Source organism: Pelomonas sp. Root1217 (genome assembly GCF_001425705.1).
GTDB lineage: Bacteria > Pseudomonadota > Gammaproteobacteria > Burkholderiales > Burkholderiaceae_C > Pelomonas.
This window is the reverse complement of sequence record NZ_LMDC01000028.1, coordinates 621,148-644,886: the sequence shown is the minus strand read 5'-3', so window position 1 is coordinate 644,886 and position 23,739 is coordinate 621,148. Positions and strand designations below refer to the sequence as shown.

At 65.5% G+C, this 23,739-nt stretch carries 17 protein-coding genes; 16 read left to right on the top strand and 1 reads right to left on the bottom strand.

Features of this window, described 5'->3' with window-relative positions:
• Positions 1–92: 92 nt before the first annotated feature.
• The 5 genes from prsK to ASC95_RS22865 all read left to right on the top strand — a co-directional run bounded on the left by prsK (position 93) and on the right by ASC95_RS22865 (position 8,605).
• On the top strand, positions 93–2,207 hold the full coding sequence (gene prsK / locus ASC95_RS22885) for an XrtA/PEP-CTERM system histidine kinase PrsK (protein WP_162250839.1): 2,115 nt from the start codon (positions 93–95) through the stop codon (positions 2,205–2,207).
• A 145-nt stretch (positions 2,208–2,352) separates the two neighbouring features.
• Positions 2,353–3,714 carry a PEP-CTERM-box response regulator transcription factor gene (prsR, locus tag ASC95_RS22880; protein ID WP_057299985.1) on the top strand — a complete coding sequence of 454 codons (1,362 nt, stop codon included), beginning with the start codon at positions 2,353–2,355 and terminating at the stop codon, positions 3,712–3,714.
• A complete protein-coding gene (gene prsT / locus ASC95_RS22875; protein WP_057299984.1) occupies positions 3,711–6,494 on the top strand; it encodes an XrtA/PEP-CTERM system TPR-repeat protein PrsT in 2,784 nt (927 codons plus the stop codon). Before prsR ends, prsT begins: the two co-directional genes overlap by 4 nt.
• Positions 6,495–6,551: 57 nt before the next feature.
• On the top strand, positions 6,552–7,835 hold the full coding sequence (locus ASC95_RS22870) for a GNAT family N-acetyltransferase (RefSeq protein ID WP_057299983.1): 1,284 nt from the start codon (positions 6,552–6,554) through the stop codon (positions 7,833–7,835).
• On the top strand, positions 7,832–8,605 hold the full coding sequence (locus tag ASC95_RS22865) for a S1C family serine protease (protein ID WP_057299982.1): 774 nt from the start codon (positions 7,832–7,834) through the stop codon (positions 8,603–8,605). Before ASC95_RS22870 ends, ASC95_RS22865 begins: the two co-directional genes overlap by 4 nt.
• Before the next feature lie 122 nt (positions 8,606–8,727).
• Here ASC95_RS22865 and ASC95_RS22860 read toward each other — a convergent pair whose 3' ends face one another.
• Positions 8,728–9,462 (bottom strand): PEP-CTERM sorting domain-containing protein, encoded by a 735-nt coding sequence (locus ASC95_RS22860; protein ID WP_057299981.1) that lies wholly within the window; start codon positions 9,460–9,462, stop codon positions 8,728–8,730.
• A gap of 223 nt (positions 9,463–9,685) precedes the next feature.
• On the opposite strand from ASC95_RS22860, the gene ASC95_RS22855 reads away from it, so the two are divergent.
• The 11 genes from ASC95_RS22855 (at position 9,686) to ASC95_RS22805 (ending at position 23,708) form a co-directional block, all read left to right on the top strand.
• Positions 9,686–11,266: an FAD-binding oxidoreductase gene (locus ASC95_RS22855; protein WP_162250838.1), complete on the top strand. Its 1,581-nt coding sequence runs from the start codon at positions 9,686–9,688 to the stop codon at positions 11,264–11,266.
• A gap of 198 nt (positions 11,267–11,464) precedes the next feature.
• Positions 11,465–12,145: an XrtA/PEP-CTERM system exopolysaccharide export protein gene (locus ASC95_RS22850; RefSeq protein WP_235538017.1), complete on the top strand. Its 681-nt coding sequence runs from the start codon at positions 11,465–11,467 to the stop codon at positions 12,143–12,145.
• A 69-nt stretch (positions 12,146–12,214) separates the two neighbouring features.
• On the top strand, positions 12,215–13,804 hold the full coding sequence (locus ASC95_RS22845) for an XrtA system polysaccharide chain length determinant (protein ID WP_057299979.1): 1,590 nt from the start codon (positions 12,215–12,217) through the stop codon (positions 13,802–13,804).
• A gap of 1 nt (position 13,805) precedes the next feature.
• On the top strand, positions 13,806–14,795 hold the full coding sequence (locus tag ASC95_RS22840; RefSeq protein WP_057299978.1) for an XrtA-associated tyrosine autokinase: 990 nt from the start codon (positions 13,806–13,808) through the stop codon (positions 14,793–14,795).
• Positions 14,776–16,302, top strand: coding sequence for a TIGR03016 family PEP-CTERM system-associated outer membrane protein (locus tag ASC95_RS22835; RefSeq protein WP_162250837.1), 1,527 nt, complete (start codon positions 14,776–14,778; stop codon positions 16,300–16,302). The genes ASC95_RS22840 and ASC95_RS22835 overlap by 20 nt, the downstream gene beginning before the upstream one ends.
• A 194-nt stretch (positions 16,303–16,496) precedes the next feature.
• Positions 16,497–17,594 (top strand): XrtA/PEP-CTERM system-associated ATPase, encoded by a 1,098-nt coding sequence (locus ASC95_RS22830; protein ID WP_057299976.1) that lies wholly within the window; start codon positions 16,497–16,499, stop codon positions 17,592–17,594.
• A gap of 13 nt (positions 17,595–17,607) precedes the next feature.
• Entirely contained in the window at positions 17,608–18,501 is an 894-nt protein-coding gene (locus ASC95_RS22825) for an XrtA system polysaccharide deacetylase (RefSeq protein WP_200960189.1), read from the top strand.
• Positions 18,502–19,551, top strand: coding sequence for a FemAB family XrtA/PEP-CTERM system-associated protein (locus tag ASC95_RS22820; RefSeq protein ID WP_057299975.1), 1,050 nt, complete (start codon positions 18,502–18,504; stop codon positions 19,549–19,551). It begins immediately after the preceding gene.
• Between the two features lie 84 nt (positions 19,552–19,635).
• On the top strand, positions 19,636–20,829 hold the full coding sequence (locus ASC95_RS22815; RefSeq protein WP_200960188.1) for a TIGR03087 family PEP-CTERM/XrtA system glycosyltransferase: 1,194 nt from the start codon (positions 19,636–19,638) through the stop codon (positions 20,827–20,829).
• A complete protein-coding gene (gene xrtA / locus ASC95_RS22810; protein ID WP_057299973.1) occupies positions 20,826–22,385 on the top strand; it encodes an exosortase A in 1,560 nt (519 codons plus the stop codon). Before ASC95_RS22815 ends, xrtA begins: the two co-directional genes overlap by 4 nt.
• Positions 22,386–22,427: 42 nt before the next feature.
• Entirely contained in the window at positions 22,428–23,708 is a 1,281-nt protein-coding gene (locus ASC95_RS22805) for a nucleotide sugar dehydrogenase (RefSeq protein WP_057299972.1), read from the top strand.
• The last annotated feature ends 31 nt before the right edge of the window (positions 23,709–23,739 follow it).

Sequence of the window (23,739 nt, the reverse complement as noted above, 5' to 3'; positions counted from 1 at the left end):
GCTTCGGCGTAAGCGCCGATGCTCGAACGCCCGGGGGCATGCTTGAATGACGCATGTCTCTTGTCGCCGATTTGGACCCTGCCCCTGGCGCCATGATTGAGGTGCTGGCTCCCTTCCTCTCCTTGAGCAGCCTTGGCGATCTGATCTGCTGCGCGGCTTACGGGCTGTTCGCGCTCTACTTCGCGCAGCGGCTGCTGCGGGGCAGCATGCCCGTCTCCGTGCTCGCCATGGTGTTCCTGGCGGCGCTGACAGCCAGTTCGATCTGGGCCGGCTTGGCGCTGATGGATGGGCTGAGGCATTGGTCCGACCGTTTGCCGACCTGGGTCATTCCGGGCCTTGACCTGCTGCGCATCAGCTTCTGGTTTGCCTTCATGCTGATGCTGCTCCCACCACCGCGGCGGGGGGCCGGGCTGGGTTGGTTGCGTCCCCTTGCTGTCGTCGCGGTGCTGGCGCGTCTGGCGTTGCTCCTGGTCGGTGAGAACGTACCGGCAGAGAGTCTTGCCCGTCCCCAGGCCTTTGCCGCCTTGGGCCTCGCGGTGCTGGGCCTTGTGATGGTCGAGCAGATGCTGCGCAATGCGACCGGTGACGCGCGATGGAATGCCAAGCCGGTCTGCCTGGGGCTGGGGGCCATCTTTGCCTTCGACCTCTTCATCGGGTCGCAAGCCGCGCTGTTTCAGCGTTTCGATGGGGACGCGATCAGCGTTCGCTCGCTGGTCCATGCCGCGGCGGTGCCGCTGCTCTACGTAGCCTCTCGCCGCTACGCCGACTGGCTCGGCAGGCTGCATGTGTCGCGTGCGGCGGTCTTCCATTCGGCGACGCTGCTGCTGGTCGGCGTCTACTTGCTGGTGGTGGCCGGCGTGGGCTACTACGTGCGCTACACCGGCGGCGAGTGGGGGCGGGCGCTGTCCGTGGCCCTGGTTTTCGTCGCGCTGGTGGCGCTGACGCTGCTGATGGCCTCCGGATCGATGCGCTCGCGCCTGCGTGTCTACATCAGCAAAAACTTCTTCAGCTATCGCTACGACTACCGCGAGGAGTGGCTGCGGTTCACCCAGCTCCTGTCCGGCAGCGCTGAACCCCAGCACACAGCTGAGACCGTGGTGCGCGCACTCGCCAACCTGGTCGAAAGCCCGAGCGGCATGCTTTGGTTGCCGCGTGCCGCGGGTGGTGACTTCGTGCAGGCCGCCCGCTGGAACCTGCCCGCTGAGTTGGGCAGCGAGGCGCGCGACGGCCCGCTGGCGTCGTTCTGGCGCGAGCGCGCCTGGATCGTCGACGTGGATGAGTGTCGTGAACGGCCTGACGCCTACCCCGGCCTTGAATTGCCGGCCTGGCTGACCGAGGAGCCACGCTGCTGGCTGCTGGTGCCCCTGCTGGTGCGCGAAGCCTTGATCGGTTTTGCAGTGCTGGGGCGGCCGCGCGTGGTCATCGAGGTGAACTGGGAGGTGCGCGACCTGCTGCGCACGGCCGCCAGCCAGGCATCAGGCTATCTGGACCAGGCCCAGGCCACGGAAGCGTTGCTGGAGGCACGCAAATTCGATGCCTTCAACCGCATGTCGGCCTTCGTCGTGCACGACCTGAAGAACATCGTCACCCAGCTCTCGCTGATGATGAAGAACGCCAAGCGTCTGCGCGACAACCCCGAATTCCAGCAGGACATGCTCGATACGGTGGAGAACTCGCTGGAGAAGATGCGCCAGCTGATGCTTCAGTTACGCGAGGGCGACAAGCCGCATGGCGTGACCAGTGGTGTCGACCTCGAGCAGATCGCCAAGCGCCTCGCAGCTGCGGCTTCCAGCAAGGGCAGGGTGCTGGAATTGACGCTGCAAGGCGGCGTCAGCACGCGTGGACATGCGGAGCGCGTGGAGCGCGTGCTCGGCCATGTCGTGCAGAACGCTTTCGATGCCACGCCCGCGAGCGGCCGTGTTTGCCTGACCCTGGACGCCCAGGGCAGCCAGGCGCGCGTTCGCGTGGAGGACAGCGGCTGCGGCATGAGCGAGGATTTCATTCAGAATCGCCTCTTCAAGCCGTTCCAGACCACCAAGGCCAGCGGCATGGGCATAGGCGCCCACGAGAGCTACCAATACATACAGGAACTGGGAGGCAAGATCAGCGTGCAGAGTGAATTGAACCGGGGCACCACCGTGACCCTGCTGCTCCCGCTGTTCCATGCGCAGGCGGACGCACCCTTGACGGCGCTGGACGTCCAATGAGCGCCGCGCTGGACCGCCCCAAGCAAGCTCGCTCCCGCCTGGCGGGAGTGAACCCGGACCTGGGATGCCCTGTGGGCATCCCATGCCTGGCGAACGCCTGGCCGCGCCGTCGGCCAGGCAAGGCCGCAGGCCGAAGGGTGCACCAATGAACACGCCTCGCCATGCGCCGCTGTTGATCGTCGAAGACGATCTGGCCCTGCAAAAGCAGCTCAAGTGGTCGCTGGACCGTTTCGAATCGGTCACTGCCGATGACGTCCCCAGCGCGGTGCTGCAGTTCCGCCGCCACAACCCGGCTGTCGTCACGATGGATCTTGGCCTGCCGCCGGATCGGGACTCGGTATCCGAGGGCTTCAAATGCCTGGAGAAGCTGCTGGAGCTCGACCCGGGTGTGAAGGTCATCGTACTGACCGGCCAGAACGACCAGGGCAACGCGCTGCGTGCGATCCGCATGGGCGCCTATGACTTCCTCGCCAAGCCGGTCGATCCGGACGTGCTCAGCCTGACCGTCGAGCGCGCCTACCGCCTCTATGAATTGCAGCAGGAGAACCGCCGACTGCAGACGCAGCAGAGCAGCGACGTCTTCTCGGGCCTGATCACGCGCGACCCCGGCATGCAGCGCGTCTGCCGCATGATCGAAAAAGTGGCGCCGAGCGACGCCACCGTGCTGCTGCTCGGCGAGAGCGGCACGGGCAAGGAAGTGCTCGCCCAGGGCCTGCACGACGCCTCCAAGCGCAAGGGCCGCTTCGTCGCCATCAACTGCGCGGCCATCCCCGAGACGCTGCTGGAAAGTGAACTCTTCGGCTACGAGAAGGGGGCGTTCACCGGCGCCAACAAGTCGACGCTGGGCAAGATCGAGACCGCCAATGGCGGCACGCTGATGCTCGACGAGATCGGCGACCTGCCCATGCCCTTGCAGGCCAAGCTGCTGCGCTTCCTGCAGGAGCGGGTCATCGAGCGCGTCGGTGGCCGCCAGGAGATTCCGATCGACGTGCGCGTCGTCGGCGCGACCCACCAGGACCTCAAGGCCCGCATCGTCGATGGACGTTTCCGCGAGGATCTCTACTACCGCCTGGCCGAGATCGTCGTCGAGATACCGCCGCTGCGTGACCGCGTGGGCGACCCGGTGCTGCTGTCGCACGCTTTTGCGCGCCGCTTCGCGACCGAGATGCGCCGGCCGGTGCCGACCTTGGCCGACGACGCCGTGCGGGCGCTGGAGGCCCATGGCTGGCCGGGCAATGTGCGTGAGCTGCAGAACATGCTCAAGCGCGCCGTCATCATGGCCGAGGACGACCGCATCGGCGCGCTGGACCTTGGCCTGCGCGTGGCGCCCGCACCGACCGATGACAGCGCGACGCTGGACCTGCGTACCGTGCGCGAGAACGCCGAGCGCCAGGCCCTCATCACGGCGCTGGCCCGCACCGATGGCAACATCGTCCGTGCGTCCGAACTGTTAGGCATCAGCCGCCCGACCCTCTACGACATGATGAACCGGTTGCAGATCAAATGACGAAGAACAACAACCTGCGGCCTGTCCGCCTGGCCGCAGTCCTTCTGGCAGCCACCGTCCTGCTGACGGGTTGCTTCGACGAAGGCGTCCCCCAGGTCGTTGCGTCCGGCAAAGCGCGGATGGAAAAGAAGGAGTACAAGGCCGCGGTCATTGACTTCAAGAACGCGCTGCAGAAGGACGCGGGCAACGTCGAGGCGCGCTTTCTGCTCGGCAAGGCCTTGCTCGAAACCGGCGACGTGGCCGGGGCCTGGGTGGAGCTCTCCAAGGCGCGGGACGGCGGCTTCAACAATGACGAGCTGGTGCCGGTCATGGCCGCCGTGCTGATCCTGCGCGGTGAGAACGACAAGTTCATCTCGGAGTACGCCGACGTCCAGCTGACCGCTCCCAAGCGCCAGGCCGAGCTCAAGGCGGCCTTGGCCGTGGCCTACGGCGCCAAGGGCAAGTACGTCCAGGCGCGTGCGGCGGCGGACGCAGCCCTGCAGGCCGATCCGGGCAACATCATTGCCGAACTCACGATTGCCCAATTGCTGCTGATCTCGGGCGACAAGACCGCTGCGCTGGCCCAGGTCGAACGAGCGATGAAGGCGCATCCCGAATCCAGCCGTCCCTGGGTCGCCAAGGCTGACCTGCTGCAGGCATCTGGCAGTGATCCCGCCGATGCCATGGTGGCCTATCGGGAAGCGCTCAAGCGTGAAAAGGGTGACATGCAGGCCCACCTGGGCATCGTCCAGCTGCTGTTGCGCCAGCGTGATTTCGACGGCATGCAAAAGCAGCTCGAAGACATGGAGAAGGCCCAGCCCAACAATCTGCAAGGGCGTTATTTCAAGACGGTGCTCGCCTTCGAGCGGCGCGATCTGAAGACGGCCTTCGAGATGTCCCAGCAACTGCTGAAGATCGCGCCGCAGAACCCGCGCTTCCTGCAATTGGCCGGCATGATCGAGTATGAGCGTGGCGGCTATCTGCAGGCCGCCGCCCATCTGGGCAAGGCCCTGGCCAACTCGCCCACGCCCAACACCGTGCGTGTGCTGATGGCGCGCGCCCAGTTGCGCGCCGGCGACCCGCGCAAGGCCTTGAGCTCGGTGCAGCCGCTGCTGGATGGCGACAACGCGCCGGCCGACGTCTACTCCGTTGCTGCCGAGATTTACCTCCAGATGGGCAACAGCGAGCAAGCCAAACGCATGTACACCAAGGCCGTCAGGGTGAATCCTGGCGACATGCGTGGCCGCACGGCTTTGGCGCTGGCAGAGATCGGCGAAGGCCGAGGCGACAAGGGCATGGCCGAGCTGAAGTCCATTGCCAGCGCTGACCCCGGCATGGAAGCCGACCTCGTCATGGCCATGACCCATCTGCGCGGCAACCGGCTGGATGAGGCACTGGCCGTCGTTGATGGCATCGAGAAGAAGCAGCCCGGCAAGCCTATCGCGGCCTTTCTGCGTGGACGCATCGAGCAACTGCGTGGCCACCGCGACAAGGCCCGCGCTGGCTACGAGGAATCGGCGCGTCGTTCCGGGGCCTATCTGCCGGCTGCCACTGCGCTGGCGGCCATGGACTATGAGGAAGGCAAGCTCGCGGCGGCTGCCGGCCGCTACGAGAAGGTGGTTGCCGCCGACCCGCAATCCGTCGAAGGCCTGATGGCCCTGATCTCCGCCAAGGCCCGCAACGGTGCCAAGGCCGACGAAACCCGCAGTCAGCTCGAGGCGGCCATCAAGCGCTTCCCGACGGTGGAAGGGCCGCGGCTCGGGCTCATCTCGCATCTGCTGGAGACCGGCGATGCCAAGGGCGCCCTGCAGGCGGCCAATGAAGGCGTCAGCCGCTTTCCCGACAACCCCTTCCTCTTCGAGGCACTGGGTGTGGCCGAATCAGCGACGGGCAACTTCAACCAGGCATCGCAAGCCTTCGTCAGGATGGCCGCCTTGCAGCCCAATGCCGTGCAGCCGCTGATGCGCATGGAAGAGCTCCAGGAGGCCCGCAAGGACATTCCTGCCGCCATCGTCCAGCTGCGCAAGGTCCTGGCCATCAAGCCCAACCATCTGCCAGCGCAGGTGCGCCTGATCACACTGCTGTCCCGCACGGGCAAGACCGCCGAGGCGCTGGCCCTGGCCAAGTCCGTCCAGACCCAGTCGCCCGACGAGCCGCAGGGGTGGACCTTCGAAGGTGACCTGCAGGCCTCCCAAGGCAAGTGGCCGGCGGCCATCGCCGCGCTGCGGACGAGCTATGTCAAGCGGCCCGCTGAAGACACCGCCATCAAGCTGCATCGCGCCTTGCTCAGCGCCGGCCAGACCGCTGACGCCAACAAGCTGGAGGCCGAATGGCTGGCCAAGCAGGGGGACTCGGCGTTGTTCAACTTCTACCTGGGCGATCAGGCGATGGCGCGCAAGGACTTCGAGCAGGCCGAGCTGCGCTATCGCAAGGTCGTCGCTGCCCAGCCGGGCAACGCCGTGGCCTTGAACAACCTGGGCTGGTTGCTGCACCGGGCGGGCAAGCCGGGTGCCGTCGACATGGTTGAGAGGGCTCTCGCCCTCGCACCGAACACGCCGGCCGTGATCGATACTGCAGCTGAGATCCAGGCTGCCGCAGGCCATCTGGACAAGGCATTGCCCCTGCAGAAGCGGGCAGTGGAGCTGAGCCCCGAGCAGCCCATGCACCGTCTGCATCTGGCGCAGTACCTGATCAAGAATGGCCAGAAGACCGAGGCGCGCGGTGAACTGCAGCGCCTGGCAGCATTGGGCAGCAACTTTGCACAACAGCAAGAGGTACAAAAGCTTCTGTCATCCCTCTGAGCAGCCCCGCCGGAGGGGTGGCTGAAGGGCTCCGCCAATTTCGACGAATCGACCGGCATGCAGATCAAGCAAGCGAGTTTCCGTAAACGGCTCCACCAGGCGATGCGCAAGGCGTTCTCCTGGCTGCCGCGGCGTACGCGCTTCAGCATCTACCGGAGCATGATGGATTGCGATCCCGCGCCTGATCCGAGGCTCGAGCTGAAGGTCGCTGAAACGCAGGAGGAGCTGGAGGAATGCTTCCGCATCCTGCACGACGCCTACGTTGCCAGCGGCTTCATGAAGCCCTCGCCATCGGGCCTGCGCGTGACCATGTACCACGCGCTGCCCACGACGACGACGCTCTGTGCCAAGTACGACGGCCGGGTCGTTGGCACCATGTCCATGATCCGCGAGGGCGTGTTCGGTTTCCCGCTGCAGGCGGTCTTCGACCTCAGCGAAGTGCGCGCCAAGCAGGGCCAGATTGCCGAGATTTCGGCGCTGGCCGTGCATCCCGACTTCCGCAAGACGGGTGGTGCCATCCTGTTCCCGCTGATGAAGTTCATGTACGAGTACTGCACCGAGTACTTCGACACGCGCCATCTCGTCATCGCAGTCAACCCCGACAAGATCGAGCTCTACGAGTCGCTGCTGTTCTTCGAAAGGCTGCAGGAGACAGTCGTGGACAACTACGACTTTGCCAACGGCGCCCCGGCTGTCGGCGCGACCCTGGACCTGCCAGTCGCGAAAGAAATATTCAGGCGTATCTATGGCAAGCGCAAGGAACGCAAGAACCTCTACAACTACTTCGTCCAGCTGCGCCTGCCCAACATCAAGCTGCCCAAGCGCCGCTATTTCACAACCAACGATCCGGTGCTGACGCCGGCCATCCTCGATTACTTCTTCAACCAGCGCAGCAAGGTCTTCGACGAACTCGATGACCGTCGCAAGGCGTTGCTGTGGTCCATCTACGACCAGCCCGAGTTCCGCGCCGTCCTGCCCATGATGAGCGGCTCGCTCACGGGCTTTCATCCGATGCGCCGGCATCAGCGTTTCTCGCTGCGCTGCCCGGCCGAACTGCGCGTGCGAGTCGACGGCAGCGAACGTTCCATCGTGATCACCGTCATCGAGATTTCCCTCGCGGGCCTGCAGGCCCAGTCCAAGCTCGATATTCCGGTAGGTGTTGAAGGTACGGTCTGGGTGGAGCTAGGCGTGCAGGACAAGGCCGCGTTGGCGGTGAAGGTGGTGCGACATCACCATACCGAGGTTGGCGAGTTCTATGGCATTCGCGTGGATGAGTCCGACGAGGTCTGGCGCCGTGCCGTCAGTGCGTTGGAAACCGAGCATGTCGCAGGCGATTTGTGAGCCCTGACCGCCGGCGCCTGCTCGCGGCGGCTGCGCTGGCTTGCTGCATGGGGGCTGCCAAGGCTGAAACCCTTCCTGAACTCGTGGCGCGCGCCAAACGCTCGGTGGTCATCGTCGGCAGCTATGGGCTGATGGACAACCCGCGCTTCGGTTTTCGTGCCGCAGGCTTTGCGGTCGTCGATGGGCTGCATGTGCTGACGAATGCCCATGTGGTTCCAGAAGAGACGGCGGGCCGGATTGACCGCAGCCTGGCCGTGCAGGTCTGGACGCCCGAGCTGCAGTGGCAACTGCGCAGCGCGAAGGTCGTCGCGACGGACAGGGCCCATGACCTCGCGCTGCTCCAGATCGACGGGCCGAACTTGCCCGTGTTGAACCTGGCCGCCAAGGAAGTGCCCGAGGGAACAGCCATTGCGTTGATCGGCGTCCCCATCGGCAACGCCCTGGGCTATTCCCATGTGACCCATCGAGGCATCGTTTCAGCCCGCACGCCCATCGTGCCACCCGCAACCGGTCCTCAGGGCTTGAGCGAGCGAGCGGTCCGGCAGCTGCGCGATGGCGCGTTCGAGGTCATGCAGCTCGATGCTGCGGCCTATCCCGGCAACAGCGGCGGCCCGGTGATCGACGTCGAGACCGGCGAGGTCGTCGGTGTGCTGCAGGGCGGGCTCGTCAAGAGCACCCGCGAGGCGGCGCTGAGTGCGCCGACCGGTATCAGCTATGCCGTCCTGATCCGGGATGCGGCGCCCCTGCTGAAAGCCATCGAGGCGCGCTAATCGCGCCCGTTGAAGGCGGAGCGTGGGCAGCGGCCCCGAGCTAAACAAGTTCAGCCAATAAAAAACCCCGCCGAGGCGGGGTTCATTTGTCAGCGGCAGCGATCAGGTCGCTGCTTGTGACATTACTTGGCGGCGCGGCGGCGGCTGGCGAAACCCAGGCCAGCGATGGCCAGGCCAACCAGGGCCAGCGAAGCCGGCTCAGGCAGACGGGTCGCTTCGATGGTGCCGGACCAGGAGTTGTTGTCCAGGGCACCGCCGCCAAGGATGGTGGCGGCCATGGCGGCGATACTGGTCTGCGTGTACTGGGCGGTAAAGATGCCGCTCCACTTGGTGATGTCATCACCAGCGTCGCAGGTGCCGCTGAAGTTCAGGTCGTCACAGGCGGTGCCCAGCATGGTCATCGTCACCGACACGCCGTTACCAACCTGAGTCAACACGAACGGCGAGGCGCCGAGGCCAGGGAACAGAAAGTTGGCGTCGAAAATCCAGTTCGGCTTCGTGCTGATCGTCAGGAACTTGCTGACGTTCGTCGCGACACCCATCGGAAACGCGTTGCCGGTGTCCAGAGGCAGAATGGTCGGGTTGGCCATGTCACGAATCGTGCCGACCGTCAGTTGCGGCACGCTCAGGAAAGAGCCGGTACGCAGGTTAATGACGTTGAATTCGCCATAGGTCGTCGTCGCGCCATTGGACGGGGGATCGATGTTGGTCGGATCGTTGTTCCAGTCGATGCTGCCGTTGGTCACGATGACTTGGCCGAGCGACAAGTTGGCGATGCCGACGATCGGAGTGGCGGAAGCGATGCCAACTGCTGCGAGGGCCGCTGCAGCAACCAGCGTCTTCAGGGTCTTGCTCATTTGAATCTCCTTGATTCACTTGCTAGAAGTTGGGGCGCGGCCCCGGACGCTGGGTAATAAGCATGTGGCGTGCCAGCTTTGACAGCGACTCCTGTTTTCCCTTTTAAAACAATGAGTTGTGGCGTCATTGAGTGATGGAATGCCGCTGGTTCTTGGGAGCGCTGGTGGTCGCTGTAAAGTCCGCCGACACCCGATGGAACGGGTAAGAGGAGGCTGCGTGGAGATGGCTAAAGAAGAACACGGGGTAGCCCGGCGGAGTTCCAGCAATGTGACCGGCTGGGATCGCGGCGACCTGGACTGTTGGCGGGCTGGGTCGGTCGATGACGTGACGGCCTGTGTTGACCGGGCGCGCCGCGAGGGCAGGGCGCTCTATCCTGTTTCGACCGGGCTGAACTGGGGCTATGGCTCCGCCGCGCCGCCGCGAGCGGGCACCGTTGTGCTGGATTTGAGCGGGATGAACCGTATCCGCAACGCAATGGAAATCTCTGAAGCGAATCCTGTTGCTGTCATCGAACCCGGCGTGACCCAGCGGCAGTTGCACGACTTCCTGAGTCAATCTTGCCCCGGGCTAAGTTTCAACGTGACGGGGTCGTCAGTGGATACCAGCATCCTGGGCAATGCGCTGGACCGGGGCGTGGGTTATCTGGGCCCGCGCCGGGAGGATGTTTTCGGGCTGGAGGTTGTCACCGGCCGCGGGGAATTGCTGCGGACCGGCTTTCGGCGCCTGGGTGAGGATTCGCCGCTTGCGCATGCCCACCCCTATGGCCTCGGGCCGATGCTGGATGGCCTGTTCTTCCAGGGCAATTACGGCATCGTCACCAGTGCCTGCCTGAAGCTGCTGCCGCGGCCGGCCCGCTCGGTTGCCGTGTCGCTGGCCTTGCGTGATGTCTCAAAGTTGGGGGAATTCCTGGATGGCCTGGCGTTGCTGAAGCGGCTGGGCGTCATGAGCGGCGTGACCCACGTCGGCAATCAGGCGCGCACGCGGGCCAGCATGATGTCCGGCATCAGTGAATATCTGCGTATTTCCTGTGGCGTTGCGGAGCGCGACCTGGCGGCCGAGGCGGACCGGGCGCTGGCGACCGTGGCGCCCTATGAATGGACGAGTCTGGGCGGCGTGGCCGGCAGCGCCGCGCAGGTGAAGGCCGCGATTGCGGAGGTGAGGCGGGTCCTGGGCGGCATTGCCAAGCTGACCGTGGTTGACGATGCCAAGCTGGCGGCTGGTTTTCGGCTGCTGAATCCCTTGCGAAACCTGTGGCCCTGGGCGCGCGCCAATGCCGCCGCGATTTCGGCCATCCGGCCCTTGCAGGGTTTGGCGGATGGCCGACCGACGGACGCCGCCATCACCAACCTGTTGTGGCGATATGGCCAGCCGCAGCTGCCGGCGCGGGAGTTGGACGCCTCCGGTTGTGGCCTGATATTCATCAATCCCGCGCTGCCCATGGCGGGCGGAGCGGTGGTGAAGGTCGTCGATGCCATGAAAGCGGTCGCTGCCGGATTCGGCCATGAGCTCTATGTGACGCTGAATATAGAGACGACCACCTCGCTGGTGGCGGTGGCCAATCTGTTGTTCGACCGCGGCGACGCGGCTGCAGTTGCCAACGCCCGGGCTTGCGCGCGGGCGCTCTGGGAATATTTACGCAGTTGCGGTCTGGAGGTGTACCGCGCGCGGGCGGACATGATGGAGGACGTGGTCGATCCGCAGGATTCGTTCTGGCGCACCGCCTGGGCGCTGAAATCCGTGTTCGACCCGGACAATCTGATTGCTCCGGGGCGCTACAACCTGGCTCGAGCCCCCGACGCCTGAGCGGATTTCGCGGTCGCCGCGCGCGTGTGAAAGTCCGCGTTGCCCGGCGGAAGCCCCCGATTTAGGTTGCCAGATATGGGGTGGGGCTATGGCATCATTCTCAGGCTTTGGCCCTGGATGACGGCAGGTTTTGCCGTTCCCTCTTGACTGCAACGGTTTGCGGGGGCCTTCGATGAACAGACCCACAGAGGACTCGCCTTGAACGCTTCCAACAACCGTGATGCGCAAATGACGTCGGCAAGAGGCTCGCAGAGGGCGGGCAAGGCAACCGGTGCCGGCTGGTTGGGGCAGGCCCTCGCGGCACTGGCAATCGGCGTGCTGACGGGTTGCGCCAGCACCAGCTTCCCGCCAGCGCCGGCGGCAGTGGCCAACGACGACTACAGCTACATCATCGGCGCGGGTGACAACCTCAATATTCAGGTCTGGCGCAATCCGGAGCTGTCAATGTCGGTGCCGGTTCGCCCGGACGGCAAGATCGCCGCCCCGCTGGTGGACGAGATGGTCGTGCAGGGCAAGACCTCGGTGCAGGTGGCACGCGAAGTCGAGAAGCAGCTCGGCAAATACGTGCGTGACCCGGTCGTCACCGTCATCGTGACAAGCTTCATTGGCCCCTACAGCGAGCAGATCCGCGTCGTTGGCGAGGCCGCCAAGCCGCAGTTCTTGCCCTACAAGCAGAAGATGACGGTGCTGGACGTGATGATCGCCGTCGGCGGCCTGACGGACTTTGCATCCGGCAACAGCGCCACCATCCTGCGCACGGCCGAGGGCAACAAGCAGTACTCGGTGCGCCTGAAGGACCTGATCAAGCGCGGTGACGTGTCGGCCAATGTCGAGATGCGGCCGGGCGACATCCTCATCATTCCTCAGAGCCTGTTCTGAACTGAAGGGAGAGGGCCTGCGTTTGCTGCCGGCCCCTCCTCGCCATAGCTTTAACCGAGACTGTTCCCCATGGAATTGCTGATTGGTCAGCTTCTGATCATCGTCCGGCGGATGTGGAAATACCGCTGGGTCGGCCTGGTCGTGGCCTGGGTGGCCGGGCTGGTCGGTGCCGTGGTGGTGTTCGTGCTGCCTGACCGCTACGAGGCTAGCGCCCGCATTTACGTGGACACCCAGTCCATCCTGAAGCCGCTGATGTCCGGCCTGGCCGTGCAGCCCAACGTCGAGCAGCAGGTGATGATGTTGAGCCGCACGCTGATCAGCCGGCCCAATGTCGAAAAGCTGGTCCGCATGGCTGACCTGGACTTGAAGAACCAGTCCAAGTCCCAGCAAGAGGCCACCATCGAGACGGTGACGAGCAATCTGTCCATCCAGAGCAGCGGGCGGGACAACCTTTACATCCTCGGCTACCGCGACAGCGACCCGGAAACGGCCAAGCGTGTCGTGCAGGCGCTGGTGTCGATCTTCGTTGAATCCAGCCTGGGCCAGACGCGCGTGGGCACATCGACGGCAACGACCTTCATCAACGAGCAGATCAAGTCCTATGAGGCCAAGCTGGAAGAGGCCGAGACGCGGCTGAAGGAATTCCGGCTCAAGAACCTGTCCAATATGTCGGGCGATGGGAAGGACTCCGCGGCTCATATCGCGGAGTTGAGTGGCCAGCTGGAGCGTGCCCGCCTTGAGTTCCGTGAGGCTGTCAATGCGCGCGATGCCGCCAAGGCCCAGCTGGAAGCCGAGAAGGCCCGCGGCGGTGCCCAGACGACGGCCCAGAGCCTGATTCAGGAATCCAACGCCAACGTCAGCACGCCTGAACTCGACGCCCGCCTGGCGGAGCATCGCCGCAACCTCGACGCCTTGCTGCAGCGCTACACCGACCAGCATCCCGACATCATCGCCACGCGCAAGCTCATCAAGGATCTCGAGGAGCAGAGAAAGCGCGAGCTCGCCGAACTGCGCAAGGCCGCCATGAACGTGCCGACGGCTTCCGTCGGCCAGAGCAGTGGCAGCCTGGCCACGCAGGAAATGGTGCGCATCCTGGCGACGACCGAAGTGCAGGTCGCGGCCCTGCGCGCCCGCGTCGACGAATACTCGGGACGTTACTCGCAGGCCCTGGTGGCGCTGAAGACGGCGCCTCAGGTGGAGGCCGAGGCGGCCCAGCTGAACCGCGACTATGCGATTCACAAGAAGAACTACGAGGATCTGGTGCAGCGCCGCGAACAGGCGTCGATCTCCGGCGAGCTTGATGTGGCTTCCGGCGTGGCGGACTTCCGCGTCATCGACCCACCGCGCGCCAACCCGAAGCCGGTTGCGCCGAACCGCCTGCTGCTGCTGGCCGGCGCGATGGCGGCGGCCCTGGGCGTTGGCCTGTTCACGACCTTCGCCGCCAGCCAGCTGCGCCCCGTCTTTCATGACGCGAACGACCTGCGCACCCGCGTGGAATTGCCCATCCTGGGCGTCGTGACGCGGCTTGTGACGGACGCCGATCGTGCCCGCCAGCGCGTCGACCTGATTCGTTTCTCCGCGGGGGCCGGAGGGCTGCTGGCGATGTTCGCCGTCGCATTGACGGTCTTGGCTGTGCAACTGAGCCGGCAGGTGGTTTGACATGACGAGCCTGATTGAACAAGCCGCCCAGCGGCTCGAGCAACTGCGCCAGGCCGGCGTTGTGCTGCCCGGTGACGAGCAGGCGCAGCCTGCGGCGGCGCGGTCGCCGGTCGTCGAGCCCCTGGCTGCGCCCGCCGCTGCGTTGCCTGCGCAGCCGCAAGCAGAGCCCCGACCCCATGTGGGCATCTCGGTCCAGGACGATGGGCACCATCCGTCGTCCAAGCGCGTGGAGCTGGACGTCGTGGCGCTGGCCGCCCAGGGCTTTCTGATGCCCCACACGCCGCGTTCACAGACGGGCGACCAGTACCGCGTCATCAAGCGCCCCCTGATCAAGAACGCGATGGGCAAGGGCGCCGCGACGATCAACCATGCCAATCTGATGATGGTGACCAGTGCGCTGGCCGGCGAAGGCAAGAGCTTCACGTCCATCAATCTTGCGCTGAGCATCGCGGCGGAGCTGGATAACACAGTCATGCTGGTCGACGCCGACGTGGCCCGCCCGTCGGTGTTGCGCATGTTGGGCCTGCCGCAGGGCCCGGGCCTGCTCGACGTGCTGGAAGAGCGTGTCGAGATGTCCGAGGTGCTGCTGCGCACCAATGTCGAGAAGCTGACCATCCTGCCCAGCGGCACGCCTCACCCGCGTGCGACCGAGCTGCTGGCCAGCGACGCCATGCGCCAGCTGCTGGACAACATGGCCAAGCGCTATCCCGACCGCATCATCATTTTCGATTCGCCGCCGCTGCTGCTGACCACGGAGTCACGTGTGCTGGCGTCGCACATGGGTCAGATCGTCATCGTCGTCCATGCCGAGAAGACGGCGCAGAGCGCCGTTCAGCAGGCCCTCGCGGCCATCGAAACCTGCCCGGTCAAGATGATGCTGCTCAACCAGGCCAGTCCCAACGCCGCCGGCGGTTACGGCTACGGGTATGGCTACGGCTACGGATACGGCTACGGCTACGGCTATGGCAGCAATGACTCGGCCCAGACCTGAGCCGCGCCATCTTTTCCTGGCCCTCGCTGTCTTTGTGATGGCGGCCCATGCCCAACAGGGCGAGGGCGCCAGTTCCGGCGGTGGCATCCAGCCGCGCTTGGGCGTTGCGGTGACCGTGACCGACAACCTGCGCCTCAACGATCGAGAAAAGGACGGAGCTGTCATCGCGACGCTGTCGCCCGGTATCAGCATCGTGCGCAACAGTGGCACGCTGCGCGGCAGCCTGGACTACTCCCTCAACGGCATCACCTATTTCAAGACGAGCTATGGCACGCGGGTGCAGAACGCGCTGTCGGCCAACGGCCGGGCCGAGTTGATTCCTCGCACGCTGTCCGTCGATGTGCAAGCGAGCATCGGCCAGCAGAACGCATCGGCTCTCGGCTTGCAGGCCACGCCCACACAAGATTCCGCCCTGGCCAACCCCAATCAGCACGAGACCGGCACCCTGACTGTCTCGCCCTTGCTGCATGGCCAACTCGGCGGCTTGGCCAGCCTTGATCTGCGTGGCAATTTCTCGATGACCGAGGTGCGCGAGAGCGCCATTGGCGACAGCCGTAGCCGCGGCGGATCGCTGCGCATTGCGCAGCTCAGCGCCGGCGTGCTGAGCTGGTTTGCCCAGGCCAACACGCAGGAGTACAGCCCCAAGAGCGGGCTGTCCAACCGCAACAGCTCGGCGACGGCCGGCCTGAACTACAGGCCCAACCCGGATTGGCTCGTCAGCGTCAACGCCGGCCAGGAACGCAATGACTACGAGAGCCGCACAGGTGCCGACCAGAGCGGCTTCACTGGGGGGGTGACCGCCGAGTGGACGCCTACGCCGCGCACCCGCGTCAACGGCAACTGGCAGCGGCACAACTATGGCAACAGCCACGGGCTGAACTTCGAGCACCGCATGCGGAATTCGGTCTGGAGCTTGTCGGACACCAGCAACGTCACGTTAGGCAATACCGGTTCGCTTGGCGGCGTGCGCACCAACTACGACCTGTACTTCCTGCTGTTCGCCTCGCTGGAGCCTGATCCGGTCAAGCGGGACGCTCTGGTGCGCGCCACCTTGCTATCGCTTGGCCTGCCGCTCGATGCACCCGCCGCCCTGGGCTTCCTGTCCACCGGCCCGAGCCACCTGCACTACCAGACGATGACCTTCCTGCTGCAGGGCCTGCGCAGCAGCGTCACCGCCATGATCAGCCGGTCCGTCACGACGCGCCTGGGCAGCGGCCTGAATCAGGGCGATCTGGCCAGCAACTCGCTCATCGAGCAGCGCTCCTATTCGCTGTCCGGCAGCTACCAGCTCTCGCCGGTGTCCGGCTTGTCATTGTCGGTCTCGCGCCAGGAGACGTCCGGCGACGTGAAGAGCCAGCGCACGCAGTTGACCAGTCTGTTGGCGAACTGGAACAGCCGCCTGGGCTCGCGCATCAGCATGCAGCTCGGCGCGCGCCACAGTCGCTTCGAAGGTCCCACGCCGTACTCCGAGAATGCGGTTTACGCCAGTCTGACCCAACAGTTCTGAAATGAAATTGAAGCCCCTCGTCCGGTCTCGCCCCGCTGAACGCGGGCGCGCCCAGCCGGTCCCCCGTGGGGACGGCGATGCTCGCGGCATCGAGCCTCGAGCACATCGCCAAACGGGCCGGCTCGGGAGCGGCCCAGCGCTCGGCCCTGAAGACGCCGGTTTCGTGCGCCGAGAATGCGTAATGGACATCTGACATGTACGAAGCCTTCTATGGCCTGAGCAGCAAGCCCTTCCAGCTCAGCCCGGATCCGAACTTCTACTTCGGCAGCAAGCAGCATCGCCGGGCCAAGGCGTATCTGGACTATGGCGTGCTGCGCAATGACGGCTTCATCGTCATCACCGGCGAGATCGGTGCCGGCAAGACCACGCTGCTGCGAGGCCTGCTGGACAGCCTGAACCGCAGCAACGTCGTCATCGGCAACGTCGTGACCACCCAGCTCGATGCCGAGGACACGCTGCGCATGGTGGGCGCGGCCTTCGGCGTGCGCGTCAAGGATGCGCCCAAGTCCGAGCTGCTGATGACGCTGGAGGCCTTCTTCGTCAACCAGGTGACCCAGGGCAAGCGCTGCCTGCTCATCGTCGACGAGGCGCAGAACCTGACTGCCCGGGCGGTCGAGGAGTTGCGCATGCTGTCCAACTTCCAGTTCGCCAACCAGTCGCTGTTGCAGACCTTCCTGGTCGGCCAACCCGAGTTCCGCGGCATCCTGCAAAAGCCCGAGATGGAGCAGTTTCGCCAGCGCGTCGCGGCGACCTGCCACATCGGTCCGCTGGACGAGGACGAGACCCAGCGCTACATGGAGCACCGCCTGAAGTGCGCGGGCTCCGCCGGCAAGCCGACCTTCGACCACGACGCCTTCCCAGCCATCCACAAGGCCAGCAACGGCATCCCGCGTCGCATCAACCGCCTGTGCGACCGCCTGCTGCTGCTGGGCTTCATGCAGGGCCGCAGCCATCTGACGCTGGCCGACGTGAAGGAAGTGCTGCGCGATATCGCCCAGGAAAGCGAGACGCCGCGCCACAGCGACGCCAGCCCCCTGGACAGCGTGCCCGCCAAGCTGCCCGACAGCCGCCCCGGCGCACTCGACAGTGCCCCAGGCGCGCTGGATGTTTCCAAGCTGAAGCTGAGCGTCGCCGAGGTCGATGGCCTGTCCAGCGAGATCGCGGCCCTCAGCGCCGATCACCACACCGACCGCCTGCAGCGCCTGGAGCGCAGCATGATGCGGCTGGAGCGCATCAATCTGCAGACGCTGGCGCTGCTGCAGAAGCTGGTCGATGCCGTCAAGCAGCATTGACATTGAGGTTGCCATGCTGATGCCCACCAAGACCCCGGCCCTGCGCAATGCGATGAGCATTGACGTGGAGGACTACTTCCAGGTCTCCGCCTTCGCGCCCTACATCAAGCGCGAGGACTGGAACGGCCTGGAATGCCGCGTCGAGCGCAATATCGAGCGCATCCTCGCGCTGCTGGCCGCCAAGCAGGTCAAGGCCACCTTCTTCACGCTGGGCTGGATCGCCGAGCGCTACCCGCAGGTGGTGAAGGCCATCGTCGCCGGTGGCCACGAACTGGCCAGCCATGGCTATGGCCACGAGCGTGCCAGCGACCTCAGCCCGACAGCCTTCCTGGACGACATCAGCCGCGCCAAGAAAATGCTCGAGGACCTGGGCGGTGTGCCCGTCATCGGCTACCGTGCGCCGAGCTTCTCCATCGGCAAGGCCAATCTCTGGGCCTTCGACGTGCTGCGCGATGCCGGCTACCGCTACTCCAGCAGCGTCTATCCCATCGCTCACGATCACTACGGCATGCCCGACTCACCTCGCTTCGCCTATCCGGTGCGCGAGGGCCTGCTCGAGATCCCGGTGACCACCCTGCGCATGGGCTCGCGCAACCTGCCCAGCAGCGGCGGCGGTTATTTTCGGCTGCTGCCCTATGCGCTGTCGCGCTGGATGATCCGCCGCGTCAACGAGATCGACGGCGAGCCGGCGGTCTTCTACTTCCACCCGTGGGAGATCGACAGCGAGCAACCGCGCATCCCCGGCATCAACGCCAAGACGCGCTTCCGCCACTACGTCAACATCCCGCGCACCCACGACCGGATCGCGCGGCTGCTCGGTGATTTCCGCTGGGGCCGGATGGACGAGATCTTTCTCGGCCGCGAGGCCAGCCCGCGCTCACCGGCGCCCTCGCTGAGCCCGGCCTGAATGAGTTCGCCCCTTCGCATTGCGCGCCTGGCCGCGCATGACAAAGCCTTGTCCGCGCGTTGGGACGAGTTCGTCTTCGCCCATCCACAGGCGACCTTCTTCCACCGCAGTGGCTGGTTGCGCATCATCCAGTCGGTGTTCGGCCACAAGGGCTTCTTCCTCTATGCCGAGCGCGACGGCGTCATCGAAGGCGTGCTGCCGCTGGCCGAGGTCAAGAGCCGGCTGTTCGGCCACTCGGTCACGAGCCTGCCGTTTGGCGTCTATGGCGGCGTCGCCGCGCTGAACGACGAGGCCGCCGCAGCGCTGGAGGCCGAGGCTGAGAAGATTGCGCGAGGGCAGGGCGCCGAGCACCTCGAATACCGCAACCTCGGCCCCACGCGTCACGCCGACTGGCCGCGCCAGGATCTCTACGTGACCTTCCGCAAGGAGATCCTGGCCGACGAGGAAGCCAACATGCTGGCCATCCCTCGCAAGCAGCGGGCCATGGTGCGCAAGGGCATCAAGAACGAGCTCAAGGCCGAGATCGACGCGAACGTCGACCGCTTCTTCGACCTCTACGCCGACAACGTGCACCGCCACGGCACGCCGGCCATGCCCAAGAAGTACTTCCAGGCGCTGCTGGACGAATTCGGCCCCGACGCCGAGGTGCTGACCGTCACTGCCCCCGACGGCAAGCCGCTGTCCACCGTGCTGACGTTCTACTTCCGTGACGAATGCCTGCCCTATTACGCCGGCGACGATGAAGCGGCGCGCGACCTGGCCGCGAACGATTTCAAGTATTGGGAGCTGATGCGCCGGGCCTGTGCCCGCGGTCTCAAGGTCTTCGACTACGGTCGCAGCAAGCAGGGCACCGGCCCCTACGCCTTCAAGAAGAACTGGGGCTTTGAGCCGCAGCCGCTGAGCTACGAGTACCGGCTGTTCAAGCGCGATGCGATTCCCCAGAACAACCCGAACAACCCCAAGTACCAGCTGATGATCAAGGCCTGGCGCAAGCTGCCCATCGGCTTTGCGAACTGGCTGGGGCCCTTCATCGTCAAGAACCTGGGTTGAATTGAGCATGCCCCCACGCTCACTTCGTTCACTGCCCCCCGAGGGGACGCGTCAGCGCCTTCGGGCGGCCGGGCGGAGTTGACCTTGAAGATCCTCTACCTCGTCCACCGCCTGCCTTACCCGCCCAACAAGGGCGACAAGGTGCGCTCCTACCATCTGCTCAAGCACCTGGCGGCGCGGCACGAGGTGCATTTGGGCACCTTCATCGACGACCCCGACGACGAGCAGCACCTGCCGCGCGTGCGCGCGCTGTGCAAGAACGTGCATGTGGCGCGCCTGAATCCGCGCTCGGCCAAGCTGCTGAGCCTGCGTGGCCTGCTCAGCGGCGAGGCGCTGAGCCTGCCGTATTACCGCGATGCCGGCCTGCAGGCCTGGGTGGACGAGACGGCGGCCCGTGTCGGCTTCGATGCCGTCATCGTCTTCAGTGGCGTCATGGCGCAATACACGCGCGGCCTGAAGGGCGTGAAGACGCTGGTGGACTTCGTCGACGTCGACTCCGCCAAGTGGCGCGATTACGCGCCCGAGCATGCCTGGCCGATGTCCTGGCTCTATCGCCGCGAGTTCGCCAAGCTGCTGGGCTTCGAGCAGCGCGTGGCAGAAGGCGCCGCCTGCAGCTTCTTCGTCACCGACAACGAAGTCGCGTTGTTCCGCGCATTGAGCCCTGGCCGTGAGCTGCGCCTGGCGGCCCTGGGCAACGGCGTCGATGCCGATTTCTTCACGCCGGACGCGACGCGTGCGAACCCGTTTGCTTCTGGCGAGCTGCCGCTGGTGTTCACTGGCGCCATGGACTATTGGCCCAACGTCGACGCGGTGACCTGGTTCGCCAGCGACATCCTGCCCGCGCTGCGCGAGCGCTTTCCGGCGCTGCGCTTTCACATCGTCGGCCGCAGCCCGGCGCCCGCCGTGCAGGCCCTGGCAAGCGACGCCATCAACGTGACCGGCACCGTGCCCGACGTGCGGCCGTACCTGCAATACGCGGCTGCGGTTGTGGCGCCGCTGCGGCTGGCGCGTGGCATTCAGAACAAGGTGCTGGAGGCGATGGCCATGGCACGTCCGGTTGTCGCTGCCAGCACCTGCGTGCGTGCGATCACGGGCGGTGTGCAGCCTGGGCTGCAGCCGGCGGACATCGAAGCGGACTATGTCCAGCGACTGACTGCGCTGCTCGCCGATGCGCAGGCCGCGAATGCTGTCGGTGGCGCTGCGCGTGCATTCGTGCTCGGTGCCTACAGCTGGGAGGCCCAACTGGCCGGCCTGGATCGTCACCTGGAGATTGCGTGATTCATCTGCCCAAGCCCTGGCGCCTTCCCTTGCTCGGCCTTGCCCTGGCGTGGGGATTGCTGGCGATCCTCTATTTTTCGACCGGCGCGGCCATGGTCGAGATCTGGAACCGCTCCGAGACCTTTGCGCACGCCTGGGTCGTACCGCCGATCTCGGCCTGGCTGGTCTGGCGTCGCCGGGCCGAGCTGGCATCGATCACGCCACGACCCGCACCGCTGTGGCTGCTGGCCTTGCTGCCCCTGGGCCTGATGTGGCTGGTGGGGGAGTTGGCTTCCGCCAACGCCGCGACGCAGTTTGCGCTGGTGGGCATGGGCGTGGCCCTGGTCCCGGCCCTGATCGGGACGCAGGCGGTCAGTCGCATCGTCTTCCCGCTGGGTTTTCTCTTCTTCGCCGTGCCCTTCGGCGACTTCCTGACGCCCTGGCTGGTGGAGCGCACTGCCGACTTCACCGTCGTTGCGGTGCGGGCCACCGGCATTCCGGTGTTCCGTGAAGGCACGCAGTTCGTCATTCCCTCGGGCTCCTGGTCGGTGGTGCAGGCCTGCAGCGGCATCCGCTATCTGATGGCTTCGGTCATGGTGGGGACGCTGTTCGCCTACCTGAACTACCGGACGGCCAAGAAGCGCTGGGCTTTCGTCGCCGTTGCCATCATCACGCCGCTGATCGCCAACTGGCTGCGCGCCTACATGATCGTCATGCTGGGCCACCTGTCCGGCAACAAGCTGGCCGTCGGCGTCGATCACATCATTTACGGCTGGGTCTTCTTCGGCCTCATCATGCTGGCGATGTTCATGATCGGCGCGCGCTGGGCCGACCCGGATCCCGAGCCCGTGCTGGCGTCACCGGTGGACGCGGGGCGGGCGCCTTCGACGAACCGCTTCGCGACGACCCTGGCTGCAGCCCTGCTGCTGCTGGCGCTGGCGCCGACGCTGCGCGCCCAGGCTGCCCGCGCAGGCGCCCATGCGGAGCCGCAATTGGCCGTGCCCGCGCTACCGGGCTGGACCTGGGTGGCCGAGCCGTCGAGCACCTGGAAACCTTCCTTTGTGAACCCGACCGCCATCCTGCACGGTCGCTTCGAGCCGGCGGCAGGAGGCACGCCGGTCGGCCTGTACATCGGCTACTACCGAGAACAGCGCCGCGGGCATCAGCTCGTCACCTCGGTGAACGAACTGGCCAACGAGGAGGTCGAGAAGGACTGGTCGCGCACGGCGTCCGGTCAGACGGAGCTGGACGGCCAAGCCTGGCGCACCGCCGATCTGCGCGGCCAGGCCCTGAACCAGGTCAGTGGCGGCGGCAGCATGGCGCCGCGTCTGCGCGTCTGGCAGGTCTACTGGATCAATGGCCGCCCCTTCATCAGCGACTGGCAGGCCAAGCTCTACGGCGCCTGGCAGACGCTGCTGGGTCATGGCGACGACGCAGCCGTCGTCCTCATCTACACGGACAAGGCCGCGGCGGGGCCGGGCGACGCCCGGTTGCGTGAATTCGTGCATGCCCATTGGGCCAGCCTGGACACCGCTTTGCGGGAGGTCAGGGACCGCGACGCCGCGCGCAAGCAGTGACAATCACGCGCCTTCGAAAAACACAGCAACGAGAACCTATCCATGAATACGCTCGCAGTCATCGGCCTGGGCTACGTGGGCCTGCCCCTGGTGGTGGAGTTCGGCAAGCAGGTGCGCACCATCGGCTTCGACATCGCCAAGAACAAGGTGCAAGCCTGCCAGCGCGGCACCGACCCGAGCCGCGAGCTGACGGACGAAGAAGTCCAGGCCGCCAAGCACGCTATCTACACCGACGACCCCAAGATGCTGGCCGAGGCCGACGTCATCATCGTCGCGGTGCCCACGCCGGTTGACGAGGCCCACATCCCCGATTTCCGCCCGCTGATCGGCTCTTCGACGAGCGTTGGCCGCCACATGAAGAAGGGTGCCATCGTCGTCTACGAGAGCACCGTCTACCCGGGCGCCACCGAGGAGGTCTGCATCCCCGTGCTGGAGCGGGAATCGGGCCTGAAGTGGAAGCAGGACTTCTTCGTCGGCTACAGCCCCGAGCGCATCAACCCGGGCGACAAGGAACACACGCTGACCAAGATCCTGAAGATCGTCTCCGGCGACACGCCCGAGACCCTCGACACGGTCGCCAAGGTCTACGAGATGATCGTCGAGCCCGGCGTGCACCGCGCATCCAGCATCAAGGCTGCCGAGGCCGCCAAGGTCATCGAGAACACCCAGCGCGACCTGAACATCGCGCTGATGAACGAGCTGTCCATCATTTTCGACAAGCTGGGCATCGACACCTCCGAGGTGCTGGAGGCCGCCGGCACGAAGTGGAACTTCCTGAAGTTCAAGCCGGGGCTGGTGGGCGGGCACTGCATCGGTGTGGACCCCTACTACCTGACGCACAAGGCCGACATGCTGGGCTACCACCCGCAGGTCATCCTGGCGGGCCGGCGCATCAATGACGGCATGGGCAAGTTCATCGCCGAGCAGACCATCAAGCAGATGATCGCCAGCGGCAGCCCGGTGAAAGGCGCGCGCATCAACGTGCTGGGCCTGACCTTCAAGGAGAACTGCGGCGACCTGCGCAACTCCAAGGTCATCGACATCATCAACGAGCTCAAGACCTACGGCGTCGAGATCTTCGTCACCGACGCCCAGGCCGAAGCCGATGAGGCGATGCACGAGTACGGTGTGCGCCTGATGCCCTTCGATGACCTGCCGCAGGCCGATGCCATCGTCGCCGCCGTGTCGCACCGCGAGTACGCCGGACTCAGCGCCGCGGACATCGGCAAGAAGCTCGTCAAGGGCGGTACCTTCATCGACGTGAAAGCCGCCTTCGACGCCAAGGCACTGGTGGACGCGGGCTTCCGCCTCTGGCGCCTGTAAGGATGGAGCCCCCACGCGTGCTTCGCACGCT